13 protein-coding genes are annotated in these 17,879 nt (G+C 37.7%); 9 read left to right on the forward strand and 4 right to left on the reverse strand.

All coding sequences use genetic code 11. The features are described from left to right. Positions 1 to 168: 168 nt before the first annotated feature. Positions 169 to 2,124: a sensor histidine kinase gene (locus AC0L7T_RS15805; protein WP_473336426.1), complete on the forward strand. Its 1,956-nt coding sequence runs from the start codon at positions 169 to 171 to the stop codon at positions 2,122 to 2,124. A 280-nt stretch (positions 2,125 to 2,404) separates the two neighbouring features. Here AC0L7T_RS15805 and AC0L7T_RS15810 read toward each other — a convergent pair whose 3' ends face one another. Continuing rightward, positions 2,405 to 4,144, reverse strand: a complete 1,740-nt coding sequence (locus AC0L7T_RS15810; protein WP_473336428.1) for a SulP family inorganic anion transporter — start codon at positions 4,142 to 4,144, stop codon at positions 2,405 to 2,407. Positions 4,145 to 4,711: 567 nt separating this feature from the next. Here AC0L7T_RS15810 and AC0L7T_RS15815 point away from each other — a divergent pair. Further along, positions 4,712 to 5,215, forward strand: a complete 504-nt coding sequence (locus AC0L7T_RS15815; RefSeq protein WP_473336430.1) for a YkgJ family cysteine cluster protein — start codon at positions 4,712 to 4,714, stop codon at positions 5,213 to 5,215. Between the two features lie 226 nt (positions 5,216 to 5,441). On the opposite strand, the gene AC0L7T_RS15820 is transcribed toward AC0L7T_RS15815, so the two are convergent. After that, on the reverse strand, positions 5,442 to 5,564 hold the full coding sequence (locus tag AC0L7T_RS15820; RefSeq protein WP_473336432.1) for a hypothetical protein: 123 nt from the start codon (positions 5,562 to 5,564) through the stop codon (positions 5,442 to 5,444). 319 nt (positions 5,565 to 5,883) lie between these two features. Here AC0L7T_RS15820 and AC0L7T_RS15825 point away from each other — a divergent pair, with 319 nt between their 5' ends. The 5 genes from AC0L7T_RS15825 to AC0L7T_RS15845 all read left to right on the forward strand — a co-directional run bounded on the left by AC0L7T_RS15825 (position 5,884) and on the right by AC0L7T_RS15845 (position 11,317). Next, positions 5,884 to 7,281 carry a short-chain fatty acid transporter gene (locus AC0L7T_RS15825; RefSeq protein ID WP_473336433.1) on the forward strand — a complete coding sequence of 466 codons (1,398 nt, stop codon included), beginning with the start codon at positions 5,884 to 5,886 and terminating at the stop codon, positions 7,279 to 7,281. Between the two features lie 381 nt (positions 7,282 to 7,662). Further along, complete coding sequence (locus tag AC0L7T_RS15830) at positions 7,663 to 8,523, forward strand: sulfite exporter TauE/SafE family protein (RefSeq protein ID WP_473336435.1); 861 nt, start codon at positions 7,663 to 7,665, stop codon at positions 8,521 to 8,523. Between the two features lie 8 nt (positions 8,524 to 8,531). Beyond that, complete coding sequence (locus AC0L7T_RS15835) at positions 8,532 to 8,678, forward strand: hypothetical protein (RefSeq protein WP_473336437.1); 147 nt, start codon at positions 8,532 to 8,534, stop codon at positions 8,676 to 8,678. A gap of 34 nt (positions 8,679 to 8,712) precedes the next feature. Continuing rightward, the gene (locus AC0L7T_RS15840) at positions 8,713 to 10,089 is read left to right on the forward strand and encodes an FAD-containing oxidoreductase (protein WP_473336439.1); all 1,377 of its coding nucleotides are present in this window, start codon (positions 8,713 to 8,715) and stop codon (positions 10,087 to 10,089) included. Positions 10,090 to 10,363: 274 nt separating this feature from the next. Further along, positions 10,364 to 11,317 (forward strand): calcium/sodium antiporter, encoded by a 954-nt coding sequence (locus AC0L7T_RS15845; RefSeq protein WP_473336441.1) that lies wholly within the window; start codon positions 10,364 to 10,366, stop codon positions 11,315 to 11,317. Between the two features lie 125 nt (positions 11,318 to 11,442). Here AC0L7T_RS15845 and AC0L7T_RS15850 read toward each other — a convergent pair whose 3' ends face one another. Next, positions 11,443 to 12,447, reverse strand: coding sequence for a DHH family phosphoesterase (locus tag AC0L7T_RS15850; RefSeq protein ID WP_473336443.1), 1,005 nt, complete (start codon positions 12,445 to 12,447; stop codon positions 11,443 to 11,445). A 63-nt stretch (positions 12,448 to 12,510) separates the two neighbouring features. After that, a complete protein-coding gene (gene rapA, locus AC0L7T_RS15855; RefSeq protein ID WP_473336445.1) occupies positions 12,511 to 15,345 on the reverse strand; it encodes an RNA polymerase-associated protein RapA in 2,835 nt (944 codons plus the stop codon). Between the two features lie 584 nt (positions 15,346 to 15,929). Between rapA and AC0L7T_RS15860 the strand changes: the two genes are divergently transcribed. Next, positions 15,930 to 17,096, forward strand: coding sequence for an SGNH/GDSL hydrolase family protein (locus AC0L7T_RS15860; RefSeq protein ID WP_473336446.1), 1,167 nt, complete (start codon positions 15,930 to 15,932; stop codon positions 17,094 to 17,096). A 184-nt stretch (positions 17,097 to 17,280) separates the two neighbouring features. Beyond that, positions 17,281 to 17,859, forward strand: a complete 579-nt coding sequence (locus AC0L7T_RS15865) for a Crp/Fnr family transcriptional regulator (protein ID WP_473336448.1) — start codon at positions 17,281 to 17,283, stop codon at positions 17,857 to 17,859. Positions 17,860 to 17,879: the final 20 nt, after the last annotated feature.

Here is a 17,879-nt window from a genome sequence, read left to right on the forward strand (position 1 = left end):
GCTAAAACTAAATCCCTCTTGTATCCATAAACGCGCACATTTTTAAAAAAAATAGTTTAAAATATTCAGTATTTTTTCATTTAGAAAAACCTATCTTGTTTTTGTTCTTCATTTAAATAGGAAAATGACTAAAATAGAGAAACCATTAATATATTTTAAAATAATGAAATGAATAAGGTAACAAAGACCAGGAAATTAAGAATCGTTAAACTTTATAACTTCCTAATATTGGTGATAAGTACAATCATCATTTGTTCATGGTTATTCAATATACCTCAATTTGTAAGTGTTATTCCTGGTGTTCCACCAATGGAAATTATTACTGCAGTTTCTTTCTTTCTACTAAGTCTGGGCATACTGGCCTCACAACGGAATTCTAACTTCTTTTTAATCCTGAATAGAGTTACAATTATTGGGGTTTTACTCATGGCCTTGCTAACAATAGTGCTATATTTTTTTGGTGATCATTTTATTATTAACAGCTCCAGTGTAAATGATATTTACAATTTGAATTTTCCGGGAAAAATGCCATTTGCGACAGCAATTTGCTTTTTACTAATAGGGATTTCAATTTGGGGTAGACACTCACAATCCAAAAAGATAAAAAAAATTACACAGTATATTATTTTCGCAATAATATTAACAAACTTCGCCTCCATTGTTATCTTTATTTTAAACATCCCTGGCCAAAATGCTGCTTTTCTTATCCCTATACCCATTCATTCCTCCCTTATTTTCTTTTGGCTTTCTGGATTTTTATCTCTAAAAAATGCTACGAAACCTTTTAATGTTTTGCTCTTCGGGAGTTATGAAGGCAGTAAATTGATAAAAACGTCTGGTCCTTTTGTTTTTATCCTAATCATGGGTCAAGGCATAATATTCTTATACCTCACCAATTACGATATAGTAGATGAGAATATCGGATTTATTGTTTATTCTGTCGTTGCAATCTTTCTTTCAATGAGCAACATTTTCCAAGTGGCCATACGATTGAACACCTCAGAACATGAGAAAGTTACCTATCAAAATGCTTTACAAGCTTCCGCAAAAGAAATACAGCAATACAAAGAAGCCCTGGATAGTAGTTTTCTTGTTGACATCACAGATGTAAATGGAACTATTATTTCTGTAAATGATAAATTTTGTGAAATTTCTCATTATGATCGAAGCGAGCTTATTGGAAAAACGCATAGAATTTTCAATTCTGGCTATCATTCTAATGAGTTCTTTGCAGAATTATGGGGTCAAATCAATAAAGGAGAGATTTGGACCGGCGGAATTAAAAACATAACCAAGGAAGGAATATTTTATTGGGTACACACGGCAATAGTTCCCTTTAAAAATGAACATGGAGAAATTTATCAGTTCTTAACCATAAGACAAGACATTACCAAACACACCTTATTGGCTGTTCAATATGACAATCTGGAGCTTAAAAATAAAGAGCTTGAGCAATTTACCTATATAGCTTCCCATGATCTACAAGAACCCTTAAGAACAGTGAGAAGTATGATAGACATATTACAAGGCGATTACTCAAGTAAATTAGATGAAGAAGCCCAAATGTCTTTAAACTTCATGACAGAAGCAACGGACAGAATGAGCGATCTAATTAAGGGGCTATTGGATTATTCCAGAATAGGTCGTGGTAAAGAACTTTTACCCGTTGATAGCAAAGAAACAATTCTTGATATAACCAGAGACCTAAGAACCTTAATTGAAAGAAAAAACGCAAAAATTACATTGGGTAAATTACCAATTATAAGGGCTTATAAGACTGAAATTCGACTTTTGTTTCAGAATTTGATAAGCAATGCCATAAAATTTCAAAAAGAAGGGAAAACCCCGGAAATTCATATAGCTATACAAGAAGATAGCGATTATTGGAAATTCTCAATTAAAGACAATGGTATAGGTATTCCCGAAAAAGACAAACGCAATGTTTTTGCTATTTTTAAAAGGCTCAATAAACGCAGCAATTATGAAGGAACTGGTATTGGTCTCGCCCATTGTGAAAAGATTGTTCATTTGCATGGAGGCGAAATATGGGTGGATTCTATAGAAAATGAAGGTAGTACATTTTACTTCACAATTCTAAAAAATTCCCTTAACGATTTGTACTGATCTTTACCCCCCCTAAATAATCTACCAAATGAGGGTCGTGTAACAAAAGCTTTGAAAACCCTAAGCAAACTGAGTCCCCCACACTTTCTCCCTCCCTAAGAAGAGTTAGCATTGGCGATTTAAGCCATTTTGAGATGAGAATTCCTTAATTCGGATTCTGGTTAAAAGATCACAGAAACTTCACACTATACCGTATTTTAACTCAGATTCTAAGACATCGGCAAGTAACTTATTCATGCTAACTTAGGAGATTTTGTCAGCATTGTTGCATGTTTCGGGTTTAAGAAACTTCGTGGTAATTTTTCGATTGCAGGGAAATTCTCTCCTCAATTTCAGATTTTTGACTTAAGGGATTACAATGATCAAAGGCTTCACTTGTCTTTACGAAAAAATTCTCCTTACCGATATCATCAATCAGTCCACTGCTATAAAAGATATCACGTGTAGGTCCAATCGCTCCTGCAACAACCAGTTTTATTCCTTTATTCTTCAATTCAGCAATCGTCTGCCGTAACATGTGAACGGCACTACTGTCGATATAATTAATGGCCTCCGCATTTAATATGATGAATTTTACCGCAGTTCCTTTATTGTCAAGTTGATTTTGCAATTCATTTTTGAAATATTCTCTATTTCCAAAAAAGAGCTGTGCATCAAAGCGAATGATTAAAAATTCTTTAAAGGTTTCTGTGTCTTCTGGAAAACGGGCTATATTTTTAAAATAATCGGTGTTTCGTATGCGCCCCAAGACGGCTATATGTGGCCTTGAAGTCCTATAAACTAGTAAGAGCAAAGAAATCAAAACACCGAGTAATATACCTTCTTTGATCCCAACAGTAAGGGTGATCAAAAAAGTAGCGATCAACAGAAAAAACTCATCCCTCCTATTTTTGAAAAGCTCAACAGGATATTTGAAATCTATTAGCCCAAAAACAGCGACCATAATAATGGCTGCCAATACCGCGTTGGGCAAATAATAAAATAAAGGGGTTAAGAACAATAAGGTTAATCCCACTACCAAAGCACTTACCATTGGGGCAACACCTGTCTTTGCACCTGCCTGGTCGTTAACGGCTGTTCTAGAAAAACCTCCAGTGGTTGGATACGATTGAAAAAGAGACCCCAAGATATTTGATGTTCCCAAAGCAATGAGTTCTTGATTGGAGTCGATCTTATAATCGGAGTGTTTTTCCTCAATTGCCTTGGCTACGGAGATGGCTTCCATAAAGGCTATTAGCGCCAAAGTCAATGCAATGGGTAGCAGTTCAGATATTCTTGAATAGGCGATGTTAGGCACCTGAAATGAAGGCAACCCGCTTGGCACCTCGCCTACAATTTTCACCCCAAGATCGTTTAACCCAAAAATATAAATACCCAGAACACCAAGTACCACCACAACCAAGGCAGCGGGAATACGACTGCTAAATTTCTTAATCGACTTAATGAGAACAATCGCAACAATACCAATACCGAATGTGATCATATTGGTATCGGTAATCGTGGAAAATGCATTTTTTAAGAGGATATGTATTTGATTGCTACTTTGGATGGAAGTACCCAAAAGATGCTTTAACTGGCTTAACGCAATAATGATGGCAGCTGCGGAAGTAAATCCGCTAATTACCGGTTTTGATAAAAAATTGACCAAAAACCCCATCCGAAGCAAGCCCAATCCCAACTGGATTACTCCCATGAATAAGGCTAGAAAGATCGCCATAGAGATATACTCATCTATTCCCGTGAGCGCAAGTGCGCCAAGACCGGATGCGACCAATAGTGAATCCATAGCAACGGGACCTACCGCTAACTGTCGCGATGTACCCATGATGGCATAAATTACTTGTGGAATCAAGGAGGCGTAAAGTCCGAAAACCGGAGGTAGTCCGGCTATCATTGCATAAGCCATCCCTTGAGGAATTAGCATGATACCTACAGTTAATCCAGCTCCTACATCTCCTGAGAGGTAGGCTTTTTTATAGCTCGGAAGCCATTGGAGTATGGGGAAATATTTTTTTAGCATGATTAGAATTTGATATCAAAAGTACCGTATTACAGCCCCCATTACAGTAACATTGGTCACAAAGCTGCTAATTCACCAATAGTTAAATATAGATGCTGAGAGGTGTAAATTTGTCTACTTATCTCCACTTCCTAAGAAACCCTAATACTCAATGCCCATTAATGAATTGTTTAAACTTTAAATCAAAAACCTAATAAGGACATTTTTTACTTACTCCGAAATGATTATAAAGGCTTGCATCCCTTATTCTATTACTTGATAGGATCCTCATAATAAGTCACTTATACTATGATCGCTATCACCTTAAGCCATCGAACTAAAATTAGCACCAAATTTCATCAATCGGTACCATCAATTTTTTGACCTATATTTACCCTACTGGACACGCACAATGGATATAGCTTAGCTCAGGATAAGAGTTATATCCAAGGTTTTTGGCTTTTTGTCAAGCGGGTTTAGACGGTGAAAATATTGCTTTTAATGCCGTCATAAGACCTACCTTGGGCCTTAGCACTTATTAAAGCTCCAATAAAGCGTACACTAAACAAGTGGTAAAATCCAGAAAACATGAATGATTCATTGAATATTTGTTTGTCTTGCGGAATCTGTTGCGATGGCACTTTAATTGGCTTTGTGCAGCTTGATCCTGAAGAAGTGCCTGTTGTTAAAGAATTTATGGATATAGAGGATGAAAAAGGCAATGGTTTTTTCCTTCAGCCCTGTAAGAAATTTTGTGATGCTTGTACCGTTTATTCTAAAAGGCCTAGACAATGCGCCAGTTTTGAGTGTGGACTTTTAAAATCTGTGGACCAAAAGGAATTGGAATTTGATTCCGCTGTTGAAATGGTCAAGGTAGTCAAACAAAAAAAGGTCGCCATAGAAGAAAAATTAGCAGTAGGTAACATCGAATTACAATCCCAATCCTTTTATTTTAAAATGGTAGAATTGAATAGGTTGTTAAGGAAAAAAACAGATGAAGTAACAATTACCCTAAGCCAACAAGAATTACTTACGGACATTGAAGAACTCGACAAACTAGTGATGAAAAATTTTGATGTCTCTTTCTTCTAGTGTACTCAAATTTATACTTGCCCCATTGCTTGACCTGAGTCGGAATAGTAAAGGGGAAGGTATAGTCAAGCTATAGCCTATGATTATAGTGCCTTTTAAATTGGTAGAAATACATTTTTGACGCTCTAAACCCCTCCCTCCTTCTACTCGAGTAATATCATACCAAGACCCCATCAAGCCATTTAAAACCGCTTTGATGGGGATTTGGGGCCGCACATTTATCAAATTATACATCACCTGAATTAAAGACAAAATCAACTACGGAGAAAACTGTAAGACTACCTCTTCCTTCTCCTAATGGAAGAGCAGCATTATACCCTTCTGAAAACCAGTTGTTGGATAAAGCCATCTGGAATTATCCGCCTACCTAAATGTCATTAAAGGTTACTTTTTACTGATCTTACAACTAATGCAATTGCTCCATGTGCTTTTAAAAAAGGCAACAAAAAAATGCTGAAGTTGTTAAAACCTTAGATTCAGAACAATGGTCCTGTAATTTACAATTACCTGGATAAGGCCATAAGAAGGCCATCCCTTACTTTTCACCCATTGTAACGATCAGCTTTTTATCCTATATTCAACATTCGACTTACAAATAAACCCAAACCCAATGCCCAACGAGCCACGGTTTTAAGCAAAAATCCTGGGCATTATTAAAAAACCACAACATGATTGAAAAATTAGGAGAAAAATTCACCCAAATATTTCTTAAATACCTACCTAATTCATTTGTCTTCGCAATTATTTTAACCTTAATCACAGGAATTAGTGCAATTGCCTGGCTAGGAGTAAGTCCAATGGAAATAATAAAATCCTGGTATACGGGCTTTTTTGACTTATTGGGATTTTCAATGCAAATTGTGTTAATCGTCATTACAGGCTTTAGTATTGCCTTGTCTCCTCTGGTGAAACGAGGGATAGGCACCCTCTCTACCTATATTAAAACGCCAGCGCAAGTCTATTTTCTGGTGGTATTTATAGGTATGCTTTTGTCCATGATAAGCTTTGGCTGGGTGGTAATCACCTGTGTTTTAGCCAGAGAGTTGGCATTGCGAGTGAAAGGGATCAATTACCCTTTTTTAATTGCATGCGCTTACTTTTCATTTAACAGTTGGGTTTTAGGCTTTTCAAGCTCAATCCCTTTACTCCTCAATTCTGAAAACAATTTTTTGATTGAAACTGGTCTCTTATCTGGTGTGATACCAACCACCTATACTTTACAATCCTCACTAAACATTGCAATGATGGGCTTAATAGTGATTGGTGGCTCACTGCTAATGTTCTTATTGCGGCCAAAACAATTTAAGAATAAAGAATTGAGTGACTTGACAATTTCCAATGGCCTTTCTGCCCCAATAACAATTGAAGAAGAGGCTAAAGAATTGAAATTGCCTTTTAACGCCCTATCTGACAAATTGAACAATAGCATCATCCTACAAATGATCATTGTAATGATGGGGCTTACCTATATTGTATTTCATTTCAGTACCAGAGGTTTTGATTTGAATTTTAATATCATGATTTTCATTTTCTTAATTGTAGGCATGGCTTTGCACCAAACGCCTTCCCGCTATGTCATAGCCATGAAACGTTCCAGTAGCAATGTCTCAGGCATTCTATTTCAATATCCCTTTTATGCAGGCATTATGGGAATCATGATGTATACAGGTTTGGGAGATCAACTCGGGCAATTAATGGCAAAAGTAGCAACATTGGACTCTTATCCGTTTTATGCCTATTTAACCGGTGCAATCGTCAATTTTGCCATTCCCTCTGCTGGGGGAGAATTTGCTGTCATTGGGCCAAGTATAATCAATGCCATCAAAGAACTGGGTACAGGTCTGCCTGAGAATGAAATAACGGCTATGATTTCCAGAGCATCCTTGTCAGTGGCTTATGGCGAAAGTTTAAGCAATTTGTTACAGCCGTTTTATTTATTGATTGTCCTGCCAATCATGGGAAATGGAGTCAAAATACAAGCACGAGATGTTATGGGATACCTTGTCATCCCATTTATTATACTCTTTATTTTTCAGTCCTTACTGGTTGTTTTATGGCCTATTTAACCCGGATTATACAACCTAAAAATTAGGTAGTACAGCTAACTTAGCTTATAATTTGGTCAGCATCGTTTTAGAAGGGATTCGAATCTCTGGCTATAAAAATTTCACCCATCCAGATTTACTCGTAATCTGAAAATATTACGAAAGCATCAATAGAGGATAAAAACTAATAATGGTTAGTTGAAATTTTAATACTATAATAATGGTCCCTTTTTGTCAGGTTTCTCCATTTTTTGCGTCTGTTAGTTGCAAGTGAGAATTCCTGTTTCTAAAGTCCTGAATTATATACCCCATAGTTAGGGCCCACTTGTATAGAATAAATTATAAAACCCGGAAGAGGGAATTTTTTGACGCTACCTATTGATTAAAAATTCAATATAAATTATGGAACTAACATTAGAATTCTGGTACCTCCTTCCCATTTCCATTTTAATAGCTTCCATTGCCATGAGTAGTGGGATTGGTGGGGCGGTGTTTTTCTCTCCATTATTTATGCTCGCTTTAAAATTAGAGCCGAATATTGCCATTGGTTCAGCCTTGGCAACAGAGTTTTTTGGTTTTGGAAGTGGCTTGGTTGCCTATTACAAAGCCAAATTGATTGACTTTAAGCTTGTAAAAGCGCTCTTAATTTATTCTGTCCCAGCCGCAATTATTGGGAGTTATTATGCTGATATCGTACCTGCAATCGTCCTAAAAACAATATTTTCTGTAGGCCTTCTTTTTATTGGCTATCAATTGTTTGCCGCCTGGCGCAAGGAAGAAAGAGAAAAAAATGAAGCTTTAAACAAGGTGGAATTTGCCCAAAATTTTGAAAGCGAGTTGACCGACAGTTCTGGCAAAGTTTACCGCTACACCGTCTGTAATCGCAGCATGGGCAAAGGCTTTGCTGCGCTGGGAGGAGCATTTGTAGGAATGATTTCTGTGGGCCTGGCGGAGCTTCAAGAATATCATTTAGTTGCAAGGTGCAAAGTGCCCACACCTGTTGCCGTAGCCACTTCCGTATTTGTTGTGGTTATTACAGTCCTTGTAGCTTCAATTGGTCATTTTTATGCCTTTGCACTGGAGCCAAATGATGTGATGAATGAGGTGCTTAATATAATTGTTTTCACTATTCCAGGGGTAGTCATTGGCGGTCAAATTGGGCCCAAACTCCAGAAAGTCATTCCTGAGGATAAAATGAAAGTTGCCATCTCCATTGCATTTGTTGCGATCGGTATTTTTATGCTTTATACAATAACCCAATAATTAATATTATGAAAAATATTCTTTTACTTCTATTGGTAATCATCGCCTTGGGCATGATTATTATAGGTATTGTAGCAAGTATGCTACCTCCTGCGCTTACGGGAGTTGGTTTTTTAATAATTGCTGCTTTGTTTTTTAGTTCATCAAATAAATAACCAATTTCAGTTAGAAATCAACACGATATATCCAATGAAAAAATTTGACGCAATAATCATCGGCTCAGGCCAGGCAGGCACACCACTGGTTTTTAAAATGGCTTCTCAAGGCAAAAAAGTAGCCTTTATAGAAAAGGAACATTTAGGAGGCACCTGCCTGAACGTAGGTTGCACGCCTACCAAAACCTATGTTGCAAGTGCAAGAAGAATGTGGGATGCGCAACATGGAGAGGACTTGGGCATCGTAATTCCTGAAGGTGTTTATGCTGATCTGAAAAAAATAAAAGCGCGTAAAGACGCACTCATTCAAAAATCAGTAAGTGGCATTTCCGCCGGAATAGAAAAAAATGAAAACATTTCTTATTATAAAGGTGAAGCATCTTTTACTGGACATAAGCAGGTGACCGTTGGCAATGAGAAAATAACAGCGGAGCAAATTTTTATTAATGTTGGAGGCCGGCCATTTGTACCCAATGGCTATGAAGAGGTTCCCTACTTAACAAGTACCTCTATTTTAGCATTAGAAGAAATTCCAGCGCATTTAATCATTGTAGGTGGTAGCTATATTGGATTGGAATTTGGCCAAATGTTTAGAAGGTTTGGAAGTAAAGTGACGATTGTAGAAATGCAAGACACCATCATCGGAAGAGAAGACCCTGAAACGAGTGCAGCCATTCTCAAATTTTTACAAGAAGAAGGAATCGATTTTCGCTTACAGGCAGAATGTATCACTGCCCAAAATGAAGCTGGAGGGAATATTTCTATACAAGTAGACTGTAAAATGGATGGCCCTCCTAAAATTAATGGATCGCATGTTTTAATGGCTGTTGGCAGAAAAGCCAATACGGATACACTCAATTTAGATGCTACAGGCATTACAACCGACAAAAAGGGCTTTATAGAAGTGGATGATTTTCTACAAACCAATGTTCCGGGCATTTATGCATTGGGGGACTGCAATGGCAAAGGGGCCTTTACGCATACGGCATACAATGACTATGAAATTGTAGCCGAAAACTTGTTTGATGGAAAGCAACGAAAAGTAAGTGACCGTATTACCACCTATAACCTTTTTGTAGATCCACCTATGGGCCGCGTTGGATTAACAAAAAAAGAAGCCATAGCAAATGGCTATAATGTATTGGAAGCGAAAAGAGAAATGAGCCGCATCTCAAGGGCAAAAGAAAAAGGGGAAACCAATGGTTTTATGAGTGCGCTTATAGATGCCGATACAGATAAAATTTTAGGCGCATGTGTGTTAGGCACAGGTGGTGATGAAATTATAACCAGTCTGCTAAATATTATGTACGCCGATGCACCTTACCAAATAATTAGAGATTCAGTTGTGCCACATCCGACAATTTCAGAGTTGATTCCAACCATGCTAGCATCCTTAGTCAAAGTTTCTTAATTAGAGGATTTGTCAACTATTTCAGCGGTTGAGAAAAATTTCACTGTGCACTACGCCTTTGTTAAAACACTTTGGACGTTGCAAAAGTTTGCGAGAATACAAGGGAAAATTCAACCCCGATTGGAAGATGATGTACCTGGTATACAATGATCCTATTGATTTAATTTATTTACCAAGTGCATTGGACTGTTTTAGGTGAAATCGGAAACAGAGCAAAAAATTACGATTCCAAAAAAAATATTATAAAAAGCAATTAAGACAAATATTGAATGATATGGCAATTTCTTTATTTTTAATAGTAGTTGGGTTTTTAGGGTTAATTTTTGGAGCCAATTGGCTTGTTGATGGCGCATCAGCTCTGGCTAAAAAGTACCATATTCCTGATTTGGTTATTGGTTTGACCATCGTTGCATTTGGAACCTCCGCACCTGAATTAGTGGTGAATTCAGTAGCTTCATTGGACGGACTTTCAGATATCGTTTTGGCAAACGTAATTGGCAGCAATAATTTTAATTTATTTATCATATTGGGCATAGCCGGTTTAATTTATCCAATCACCGTCCAATCCTCAACCGCTTGGAGAGAGATCCCCATTTCCTTAATAATTACCATTGTTTTATTTGGTCTTGCAAACAATTTTTTCATCAATCAAAACGCTGAAATATCCAGACTTGACGGGATTATTTTACTTCTATCTTTTGTATTCTTTCTGTACTATATTTTTAAACAAATGAAAACAGAAAAAATCGAAGTCATTCCCTATACTCAAAAATCTAATCTTAAGATATGGGGTTTAATGCTATTTGGTTTTAGTGGGCTTATTATTGGAGGGAAACTTGTGGTTGACAATAGTATAGGCATTGCTACGGATTTAGGGATTAGTCAAAAAATAATCGGATTAACCATCATTGCTGCTGGTACTTCGCTACCAGAACTCATTACATCAATAGTAGCTGCCCTTAAAAAAAATAGTGACATTGCAATTGGCAACGTTATAGGCTCAAACATATTTAATATTCTTCTTATTCTTGGAATTAGTTCATTAATAAACCCTATAACATACAATCAGATTTTCAATCAAGATTTTACTATATTGATTGGAGGTACTGTTTTCCTTATAATCGCCATGTTTACAGGCAAAAGGAAAAAGCTTGACCGATGGGAAGCCTTACTATTGGTATGTTTTTATTTGATTTATACTACCTATTTAATATCAAAAGAATTGTAAATCAAACCAGCACTTTGAAAAAACAATAAAACAAGGTGACATTTTACAGCCTGATCCCTCGAACGTCCCATTCTGAACTTAGGATGCTGTTTGTAAGGGCCTTTTCCAATTAAATCCGAAAAGCATTACTTAACTGAAAAGTATTTTGGTACCAAATTCTTGATTTTATCTAAGGTTTCCGAGACCGATAATTCACTCATGCCTCCTGAAGCATTTGCGTGTCCACCACCATTAAAATTCTCTTCTGCCATCACATTCACAGGATTCTCCTCCCCTTTTGAACGGAAAGATATTTTCATGATGCCATCTCTTTCAGTAAACACAATTGCTGCCTTCATTCCCTTAATAGACAAGGCCTGATTGGCTAAACTATCGGTATCCCCTTTTTGGTAATTGTATTTCGCCAATTCCTCTTTTGACAATGAAATAACAGCCACCATATAGTCTTCTAAAATCTCCATCTTTTCGCATATCGCATATCCTTGCAAACGTAAACGACTCGCAGTGTTGTTATCACTCAACATTTCATGAACCAAATGGTGCGCTACCCCGGCAGCCAGTAACTTTGCCAGTATTTCGTGGGTGCGTGGCTTAGTTGAAGGAAAGCGAAAACTACCTGTATCTGTCAATATACCCAAGTACAAAGGGGTGCCAATTTTCTGATCAAGTAAAGCCCCATTGCCCGATTGTTCGATTAACTCAACAATCAACTCTGCCGTAGAAGAGACTGATGTTTCAGACACGGTTATGGTTGGGAAATCTTCAGGATTTAAATGATGATCAATCATAATTGTTTTACAAGTCACCGCCTCCAACAAAGCTTGCATGTCATACCCAACACGGTTTGTACCATTGTAGTCCAAACAAAACACCAGGTCAGCAGCTGCAAAAGCTGAAGCTACGGCTTCTGCCTGATCTGTCATTAAAAGAAAATCCGAAGTATCTAACCAATACAAAAAACCAGGTGCTGGATCTGGATGGCAAACGACAGCTGTTTTACCCAGCTTTTCAATAAAATGTAGCAAGCCCAATGAGCTTCCTACAGAATCGCCATCTGGAGATTTATGTGAAGTGATTACTATGTTTGAAGCTACCTTAATTTCAGCTACTATTTGTTCGTATATATTCATTCTAATAGTATTATTTCTTATTTTGATACATTTTTTTCAATAAAACCATTTGAAAAAAAATGTTTACCTATCTCCTTCTCGAATCAACTGAATAGAATCCATTCGAATTCGGGCATCTGCTATCAATGAAGTCAGCTCATTTTTATGTTCCAATGCGGTCCGAATTTCATCAGGTCGTATCGCTTTGTTTCGTTTGTACAATGAAGCCAAACGACCAATTTCATGATCCATTGTTTCGATCATATCTTTAAGACCTATCTCTATTTCTTTCTCTTTCAGCTGTTCGGCTATCTCAATAGCATTTTTTAACATCTCTGGAAGTATCTCATCAACAAACGTTTCATTTTCGATTAAGTCACGTATTTGTCCCGGTATCAATTGCATGTTGAACAAGTCTACGGGATAGTCTTCTGTAACCTCATCACTAGAATGATTTACCACCACACGCAAAGGGGTGTTGGGCAGAAAGCGATCAACATAAACCCCTTGTTTACCTGTAGTTTCAAGTACAAATATCACTTCTAATAAAATGCCCGTGTCCTCCGTACCTCTCAAAACTCCGAAACTTGCCCCTCCAGTGCCTAAACCAAGAACCATATCTATGGCTCCGGTTACCATTGGGTGATCCCAACTAATGAAGCTTATATCTTCCCTACTTAAGGCACGCTTTCGGTCAAAGGTTACGGATATTCCTTGATCAGGTATTGACGGAAACACAGCTACATTTGCTCTTGAAGGATGCAGCAAATAGGTCCGTGGTGCCAAATCTTCCATTTCAATTCCAAAGTGGTTGAAAACTTTAGTCATATAATTCTCAAGCCCTAAGTCTTGATCCGCAGCCTTAATTTTCTCCACCAATTGCTCCGCCACCTGTGGTCTGAATGAATTCATTTCCAGCAACCTGTCACGTCCATTGGCCAATGTTTGCTTTAACTCTTTTTGATAGGCGGCCGTATCCGAAACTAATGTATCTAGTTTCTCGCTTGCCCCAGCAGATGAGGCAGCCAAAGCAGTTTCTACCAAGCGATCCCTAAACAATTCCCCTATCTGGTTTCCACCTTCTATGTTTTCTTCAAAAGCATTTAACCCTTCATGGAACCAACGAACCAGTCCTTCCTGAGGGCTACCTTTCAGGTAAGGCACATGTATTTGAATAGCTTCCGTCTGCCCAATACGGTCTAAACGACCAATCCTTTGTTCCAATAACTCAGGATGTACAGGTAAATCGAATAATACCAAATGATGCGCAAATTGAAAATTTCGCCCTTCACTCCCTATTTCAGAGCACAATAATATTTGTGCCCCATCTACCTCAGCAAACCAGGCGGCATTTCTATCCCGCTGTACAATGGTAAGGTCCTCATGAAAGACTCCTACCTTTGCACTGCTGAGCTTTTGTAAAGCTTTTTCTAGAGCCAATACTTTGGCTTTACTTCTACAAATTAATACTACTTTTTCTGGATTCAGTTGATCCAATAAGGCAACCAACCACCTCACACGAGGGTCTTCTGAAAATCGAAATTGCTGCTTTAAAGTCGGACTAACATCTAACTCTTTGTCAACTGCATATTCTTTGGACAAGCGTTTCACCCACTCCTCTTGGTTGGCTTCCGCTTCCAAAGGGATTAGTTGCGCCTTTCGTGTAGGAAAACCGCTCATTGCAGCACGTGTATTTCTAAATACCACACGTCCAGGACCATGCTGATCCAATAAATCATCAATTAAACGATTTTTTGCTGCAACACCTTTTTCCGCAACAATGGCCATTCTTTCCTTTCCAAAAATAGTTTCCAATAAGACTTGGGCTTTTTTCTTTATAGGTTTCCCTAAAGACAAGTCCTCAACAATATTGGCAATAACTTTATGGTCTTGGGATTCATTAATGAATGCATCGTAGTCCGCATACCGTTCCGGGTCTAATAATCTCAGTCGTGCAAAATGGCTTTCTACCCCTAATTGCTCAGGCGTTGCTGTCAATAGCAACAAGCCTTTCGCCACTTTACTCAGCATTTCAACAATCGCATATTCAGGACTTACTTTCTCCAAAGACCAGGCCAGATGATGCGCTTCATCCACTACAAGCATGTCCCAATCCGCAGAAATCGCTTGTTGGGCACGTTTCTTAGAACCTGCTAAGAACGAGGTACTACAAATGATCAGTTGGTCATCCAGGAACGGATTTCCTTCAGGCGCACTTTCGTCTAGTGCAGCACATCTCTCTTCATCAAAAATGTGGAACCATAAATTAAAACGCCTAAGCATTTCAACAAACCACTGATGAATTAAAGAGTCAGGAACCAATATTAATATTCGGGAGACTTGTCCACTCAACAACAAACGATGCATGATTAAACATGCCTCAATGGTTTTCCCAAGCCCTACCTGATCAGATAGCAATACACGTGGAGCATAACGAGAACTTACCTCATGTGCGATATACAGTTGGTGCGGTATAAGGTCTATCCGACCACCAACAAATCCATTAATGGGCGAAATTCTACGAATATGATCATATGCCAGGGTATTTCGTCTCAAAGCAAATACACTTGGTGTCTCTACATCCCCAATAAGGAGACGGTCATTTACGCCATGCTTTACTGATACGTCTCCCAAGTCTGCCTCTGATAAAGTCCCCTGGTTCCCTATATAGAGAATTAGCGGTCCATTTTCCTGAACCCGCTCAATTACAAATGCACGTTTATTGGTATCTACAACCGTATCGCCAGGCTTAAATACAACTCTTCGCAATGGCGCATTCGCTAATGCATACAGTCGCGTTTCTCCTGCTGCAGGGAAATGTACCTGGACACGATTTTTATTTGTTTCAACAATTATACCTACACCCAACTCAGGCTCACCTTCACTTACCCATCTTTGATCTGGATAGAAATCCACCATATTTTCTATATATTTTACGCTATACTATTAACCAACCAAAAAGGTATTTCCTGAAAAAAATGCAAGTTCTTCAATTTTTAGCCACCTCGCCATGAACTGAAGGTTTTTATTTCTTGATGGGTACAATTTAAGCAAGCTTTTTTGCTGAATATTGACCCCATACTTCTTGCAGGATTAGGTACAAAGGGGTATTACCATTAGAGCTGAAAGGCAGCATTGAAAAAATTTAAATACCAGATTGGTGGATGGTTTTCCTTCATTTCAATTTTTTAATCACCAAGAAAATTCTTCAGGCCAGCATACCTTAATGGGCAGCACCAAGTAATCTTGAAAGTGAAAATCATACGGCACTATCTAGGTTTTTAATGGAAAGGCATACCGTTCGTGGCTGTCTTTTGAATGACAATATAAAGCTCCGAACTTTTGAGAGACCTTTTCACTGTTTGTTTGTTTTTTTTTCATAGCTTAAAATATTAAAGACGATTTAGAAAATTAAGGTCAAAGGCTTCTGGCTTCCTTTTTTAAAAATTTTGATTTAGCAATGACTATAGTTTATAACGTTTATCAGAGGTAATTTAAAGACAATGAAAAGTAAAGTATTATTTCCAATTTCACTTTTGTTAAATCTCCTATTTATAATAGGCGCGATATATTTTGTAAATAAAATTGGATATGAATCCCTCTCATACAATTTATACGGGCCAGCAGGGCCGGATGGAATTGAAACAAGTACCCTTTACAATACCTCGGACAAGGCCTCTATTCCTTCATCTTCCCGTGGAATAGCAATGGATATTCAAGGGGAAAGCCTTGTGCTTGCTGCTACAAAACCCGGAAAACTTTCATTTGATTCATTGTACAAAAATAGTGTGATCGTTCGCAGTACCTACCAACGATTTAACCCAGAAAGCAAGGTTTATGTAGAAGGAGTTGATTATACCGTTGATTACAGTACTGGTGAAATCAGGAGAACCGAAGACTCAAGTATTCCGGATTATTCTACCCATGTTCTTTATGGACTTAAAGATTTCGACCATAGAAAATTTCCAGACTACTCCAATCATTCATTCTTTATATGGGTCGACTATGCAACAAAAAATGGAGCAAGATTTGCGCAACCAAATGACCAAAGTAAGTACCTGGTGAATTTTCGGAAGAAATTAGAAAGTGGCGCTCCTGTCACCATCGTTTCTTATGGCAATAGCATTACTGCTGGCGGTGAGGCATCATCTACAGACCTAAGGTTCCAATATTTATATGGAAATTACCTGAAAGGTAACTTCCCACAAGCAAACTTAAAGATTGAAGACACTTCCATATCAGGCTATACTTCATCCCAAGGCATTAAATGGTGGAGCACGTATATCGGAAAAACTTCTCCTGATCTGGTATTATTAGGATGGGGCATGAACGATCACAATATTGGTAGTAACAGTCCTGAACAGTACAAGCAAAATCTTATACAGCTCGTTGAAATGATAAAGGAGCAAAAGAATGCTGAAGTAATCATTTATTCCACATTTCCTCCCAACAATGAATGGCATTACGGTACTAATTCAATGAAACTTTTTGCAAATGCAGCAAAAGAAGCAGCATTAGAAGCCAATTGCGCCTACGTTGATGTGTACAGTACCTGGATGAAGGTACTTGAAAGAAAAGACCAATCCTCACTGCTAGGAAATAATATCAATCATCCGAATGACTTTGGCCATTGGTTGTATGAGCAAGCTTTTGAAGCCATGACCTTTTGAAAAGAAGAAATTGAAACAAGCAAGGTACTGGTTGAGTCAAAATCCTTGGCATTCGGTATAATTTGATTTCCCTTTTATATCGATTAAAAAGCCCGTAAATTAGTAGCAAAATTATTGGGGGAAAATGCATATAGTTAGGTCTATTTCTCTGGTATCCCTCACCAAAACCAAATAAGAACAACGCATGCACCAATTACTTTTTGACTATATTTCTAAATACATGCCATTGACTGATGATGAAAAAAAAGTCATCCTCGATTTGGATCTTTTCAGAGAGGTAAAAAAAGGGACATTGCTTCTGAAGGAAGGGGAAAAATCCAATCTAGGTTACTTTGTCCTCAAAGGATGTATCAGAAAATTTTACATCATTGATGGAGAAGAAAAAACAACAAATTTTTATACAGAACTCCAAGGTGAAGTGCCTGAATGTGCAATCAATAATAAGCCATCCACCTATTATCTTTCATGCATAGAAGATTCAATAATCTCCGCATCTACCCCTGATTTGGATGAGGACGTTTTTGCTAAATTCCCAAGGTTTGAAACTTTGTGTCGTATCGTTTCAGAAGAATTGCTGGTAAAAATTCAATCCTCACTTGACGATTTTAAGAATTCTTCGCCTTCCAGGCGATATGAAAATTTATTGGCAACAAGACCTGATTTGATTCAGAGAGTTCCACAACATCAATTGGCAAGTTTTTTAGGAATTACACCACAGTCTTTAAGCCGATTGAAAGCAAGACTTGTTAAAATAAAAAAATAATTTTTTTTCATTTCTTACCT

The sequence above is a fragment of the Cyclobacterium sp. 10D3-21 genome, from assembly GCF_055809755.1.

Bases quoted from the DNA above. Each gene is read 5' to 3' on its own strand.
- AC0L7T_RS15805 (WP_473336426.1), top strand. From the start codon at position 169: ATGAATAAGGTAACAAAGACCAGGAAATTAAGAATCGTTAAACTTTAT.
- AC0L7T_RS15810 (WP_473336428.1), bottom strand. From the start codon at position 4,144: ATGCTAAAAAAATATTTCCCCATACTCCAATGGCTTCCGAGCTATAAA.
- AC0L7T_RS15815 (WP_473336430.1), top strand. From the start codon at position 4,712: ATGAATGATTCATTGAATATTTGTTTGTCTTGCGGAATCTGTTGCGAT.
- AC0L7T_RS15820 (WP_473336432.1), bottom strand. From the start codon at position 5,564: ATGGCTTTATCCAACAACTGGTTTTCAGAAGGGTATAATGCTGCTCTT.
- AC0L7T_RS15825 (WP_473336433.1), top strand. From the start codon at position 5,884: ATGATTGAAAAATTAGGAGAAAAATTCACCCAAATATTTCTTAAATAC.
- AC0L7T_RS15830 (WP_473336435.1), top strand. From the start codon at position 7,663: ATGGAACTAACATTAGAATTCTGGTACCTCCTTCCCATTTCCATTTTA.
- AC0L7T_RS15835 (WP_473336437.1), top strand. From the start codon at position 8,532: ATGAAAAATATTCTTTTACTTCTATTGGTAATCATCGCCTTGGGCATG.
- AC0L7T_RS15840 (WP_473336439.1), top strand. From the start codon at position 8,713: ATGAAAAAATTTGACGCAATAATCATCGGCTCAGGCCAGGCAGGCACA.
- AC0L7T_RS15845 (WP_473336441.1), top strand. From the start codon at position 10,364: ATGGCAATTTCTTTATTTTTAATAGTAGTTGGGTTTTTAGGGTTAATT.
- AC0L7T_RS15850 (WP_473336443.1), bottom strand. From the start codon at position 12,447: ATGAATATATACGAACAAATAGTAGCTGAAATTAAGGTAGCTTCAAAC.
- rapA (WP_473336445.1), bottom strand. From the start codon at position 15,345: ATGGTGGATTTCTATCCAGATCAAAGATGGGTAAGTGAAGGTGAGCCT.
- AC0L7T_RS15860 (WP_473336446.1), top strand. From the start codon at position 15,930: ATGAAAAGTAAAGTATTATTTCCAATTTCACTTTTGTTAAATCTCCTA.
- AC0L7T_RS15865 (WP_473336448.1), top strand. From the start codon at position 17,281: ATGCACCAATTACTTTTTGACTATATTTCTAAATACATGCCATTGACT.